Annotated in this window: 4 protein-coding genes; 1 reads left to right on the forward strand and 3 read right to left on the reverse strand. The window is 60.7% G+C overall.

Going from position 1 to position 3,688, the window contains the following annotated elements:
• The coding region (locus O2807_13345) for a histidinol-phosphate transaminase (GenBank protein ID MDA1001486.1) at positions 1-762 on the forward strand (762 nt) is incomplete at its 5' end.
• Between the two features lie 79 nt (positions 763-841).
• Here the strand turns inward: O2807_13345 and O2807_13350 are convergent.
• The 3 genes from O2807_13350 to O2807_13360 form a co-directional block, all read right to left on the reverse strand.
• Complete coding sequence (locus O2807_13350) at positions 842-1,117, reverse strand: HU family DNA-binding protein (protein ID MDA1001487.1); 276 nt, start codon at positions 1,115-1,117, stop codon at positions 842-844.
• Between the two features lie 207 nt (positions 1,118-1,324).
• A complete protein-coding gene (locus O2807_13355) occupies positions 1,325-2,437 on the reverse strand; it encodes an SO_0444 family Cu/Zn efflux transporter (GenBank protein ID MDA1001488.1) in 1,113 nt (370 codons plus the stop codon).
• An 86-nt stretch (positions 2,438-2,523) separates the two neighbouring features.
• Positions 2,524-3,688, reverse strand: a 1,165-nt coding sequence (locus O2807_13360; GenBank protein MDA1001489.1) for a DEAD/DEAH box helicase, incomplete at its 5' end; no start/stop codon positions are given.

The following is a 3,688-nucleotide window of genomic DNA, read 5'->3' on the forward strand; positions in this document are numbered from 1 at the left end:
GAGGCGATTGTCCCGGCCTCCACGTTCAGCCCGTATAGCCATGTGACAAAGGTGATGGGGGGGGAGGTGGTCACCAGCCCGCTGCGGGATTTCCGCATCGATCTGGAGGATATCCGCGCCAAATTCACCTCGCGGACGAAGCTCATCTTTCTCTGTAGCCCGAACAACCCGACCGGGGGAATCCTCACAGGGGATGAGCTGGTTCCCTTCCTCGAGGATGTTCCCGCTGGTGCGCTCGTCCTTCTGGATGAGGCGTACGGAGATTTTGTCGAGGCGCCCGAGTGGCCCGACAGCATTTCTCTCACCGAAAGATTTCCGCTGATCGTGCTGCGCTCTTTTTCGAAGATCTACGGTCTCGCCGGCCTTCGGGTGGGGTACGGCGTCGGCCCGAAGGAAATGATCGGGTACATGCAGTGCGTGCGCGAACCCTTCAACGTGAATCAGCTGGCGCAGGTGGCCGCCCTCGCCGCGCTGGATGACGAGGCCTTCCGCCGGGAATCCATCGAGATGGTGAAAAGCGGGCGGCGGTACCTGTACCGATCGTTTGAGGAGTTGAAGCTCGCTTATCTGGAGAGCCAGGCGAATTTCATCTTCGTCCGGGTGGGCGATGCGGATGACATTGTGTACCGCCTGATGGAGAAGGGCGTCATTGTCCGGCCCGGAAGCGCTTTCGGATGTCCCGAGTGGGTCCGGGTTACCGTGGGCCTCGAGGTGGAGAACGAAAGACTGATTCGGGCGCTCGGAGAGGCCATCCCCCGCTGAGGTGCACGGGAAGATTCCCATTCAGCCCAAATAGTTTTGTGGTGTGCCTCAGTTTTTCGCGCGCTGTCCTGCGGCCGGGTTAGCCGTTCACCACGTCTTTCAGCGTTTTCCCGGCGGAGAACTTGGGCACTTTGGATGCCTTGATCTGGATGGCAGCGCCGGTCTGGGGATTGCGCCCCGTCCGTGCGGCGCGTTTGCTGACAGAGAAGGTCCCGAATCCCACAAGCGAAACACGATCGCCGCCCTTCAGTGCCTTGGTAACATTCCCGAGGAGGGACGCGAGGGCGCGGTCTGCCGCCGCCTTCGAGATGCCAGCTTCGTCAGCGATTTTTTCTACAAGCTCGGACTTCTGCATTCGCAATACCTCCCCACGAACAATAAAATTAATTTATGTTTAACTTGAAGGGCAGTGTGAATCTATCTTAGCCGCATGGTTACGTCAAGGTTTTATTTGGAAAAATCCCGCAAAATTCCGGACACATGTGATCTGGATCGCACCCGGGCGAATAGGTGGAAACTCCGTGCAGTGTAGCAGGAAGGAGGATTTGTCGCCGCGGGAAGTTCACTTCCCCATGAGGGCGGCCCGGTACTCCTTGCCCATCGAAAAGAGCAGTGTCTTTCCTCTTCTCGTAAATCCTTGAATGATCAACGCAATGAGAATCAGAGCTCCTGCCGCTTCAAGTATTTCTTGAACTCTGGAAGGGGCGGAGGCCGCCGCCCCCGTCATGAGGGACGCGGCGCCGAGCCCCATGGAGTGAAGGAAATAGTTGAGGAAAAACCCGGCGGCAAGACTGACGGAGATAATGGAAATAAGGTAAATTGCGGTCAATTTTCTTCCGAATTGCCGGTAGATGACCCCCAGTGTCCCCAGATTTGTGGCGGGCCCCGCAAGCAAAAACACCAGCGCCGCCCCGGGATTGAGGCCCTTGGCGATCATGGCCACGGCCAGCGGGGTGGAGGAGGAGGCACAAATATAGATGGGGATGCCGATGAGGATCATCACCCCCATCGAAAAGAGCCCCTCCCCCAAAATGCTGGAGAAGAAAGTTTCCGGCAAGAGGGCGGAGAGGAGGCCGGCGGCGATGATGCCGACGGTCAGCCACGGCGCGACTTCCATGAAAAGTTCCTGAAAGGCGAACCGCATGGCCGCTTTGAACGAGAGGCGGTCCGCGGAAATTTCTCCGCACGCATCCGGCTCGCAGCAGGCCGCCGGACTCTCCGGCGATGAGCCGGCCATCTGGGCCGAAAGTTTTTTCTTTTCCGGCGGCTCCGTCAAAACGGTCAGCACCCCCGCAACGATGGCCGAGATCAGCGCCGCGATGGGGCGGAATACGGCCATCACCGGTCCCATCAGCGCATAGGTCAACAGGATGGATTCAGCGCCGGTTTCCGGCCCCGAAATCAAAAAGGCCATCACCGAGCCTTTTGTCGCGCCCTGCCGGTGAAGGCCGGTCGCGACCGGAACGACCGAGCACGAGCACAGCGGAAGCGGCGCGCCGAAGAGGGCACCCGACACGACGGAGCGGTAGCCGCCGCCGCCCATGAAGCGGGCGACGGTTCGTGCGGGGACGAGCCAGGCCAGAACGCCCGCCAGGAAAAATCCCAGGAGGAGGTAAAGGGAGCTGTCGAGGAACATCTTCAGAGTTTCACGGCCGATGCCGATGAAAACGTCCATGGAGATTCCATTCATGCTGGAAAGGGCGGCAGGGACGAAGTTCAGCATTATTTTAGGACTTATGTGTATTCAGGACAACCGAGGTGCTATCGGAGCGAGAGGCCGGAGCGGCGGCGGAGTTTTTGGTGCCTTTCGTAGCGGGCGACCGGGGGCTGGTCTTTGAGCGGACTAGGCGTGCCGCTCAGTCCCCGCTGGTGGACATCGTCCTGGAGCGATTGGAAACCGAGGCGGGGAAGGGCCTTCCCGATGAATCGCTCGATGTTCCTGATGAGGGAAATCTCCCCCGAGGACATCAGCGAGTAGGCGAAGCCCACCTTTCCGGCCCGCGCCGTTCGCCCGGCGCGGTGGATGTAGTCCTCCGGGTATTCGGGGACATCGTAATTGATGACGTGGGAGATGCCCGATACGTCAATGCCGCGGGAGGCGATGTCGGTGGCGACCAGAACGCGGTGGTGGCCTTCCCGGAAGCCGGAGAGGGCTTTTTCGCGCTGGCGCTGGCTCCGGTCCGAGTGAATCCGTGCCACGGAAATGTCCCGCGTCTCGAGGAAGTCGCAGAGCTGATCCGCGCCGTATTTGGTGCGGGAGAAGATGAGGACGGAGGTGGCCTCGGCCTGATCGAGGATGGCCATGACGGCCCGCTGTTTGTTCTGCCCCAGGAGAGGCAGCACGGCGTGGTGGATGCCCTCGGCCGGGGTGGCGGGAGGAGCGACGGTTATCTGCTCGGGGTCGTGCAGCGCCCGCTTCGAGAGGCTCTCGATGGATGTCGGGATGGTCGCCGAAAAGAGCATGGTCTGGCGTTTTTTCGGAACGCGCTTGAGAATCTCGTTGATCTCCTCGGCGAAGCCCATGTCGAGCATCCGGTCGGCCTCGTCGAGGATGAGGATTTCCAGCTTCGAGAAATTCGCCGTCTTGCGGTTCATGTGGTCGATCAGGCGGCCCGGGGTGGCGACGACGATGTCCACGTTTTCTACCAGGGCCCGGGTCTGGGGCTCGTAGTCCCCCCCGCCGTAGATGATGGCGGTCCGAAGGGCAAGATGCTTGCCCAGCTGCCGGAAGCTTTCGCCTACTTGAACGGCCAACTCCCGGGTGGGAGTCAGCACGAGGGCCCGCGTTCCCGAGCCGTTTTTCAGTCGCTGAAGGGTGGGAAGGGCGAAAGCCGCAGTTTTGCCGGTTCCCGTCTGCGCGCATCCGACGATGTCCCGGCCCTTGAGCGCGATCGGGATAGCGGTTATCTGGATAGGGGTCGGCTCG

The organism is bacterium (assembly GCA_027622355.1).
In the GTDB taxonomy this organism is placed as follows: domain Bacteria; phylum UBA8248; class UBA8248; order UBA8248; family UBA8248; genus JAQBZT01.

Excerpts from the sequence above, each read along its gene's own strand:
- O2807_13350 (MDA1001487.1), bottom strand. The coding sequence starts at position 1,117 with ATGCAGAAGTCCGAGCTTGTAGAAAAAATCGCTGACGAAGCTGGCATC.
- O2807_13355 (MDA1001488.1), bottom strand. The coding sequence starts at position 2,437 with ATGGACGTTTTCATCGGCATCGGCCGTGAAACTCTGAAGATGTTCCTC.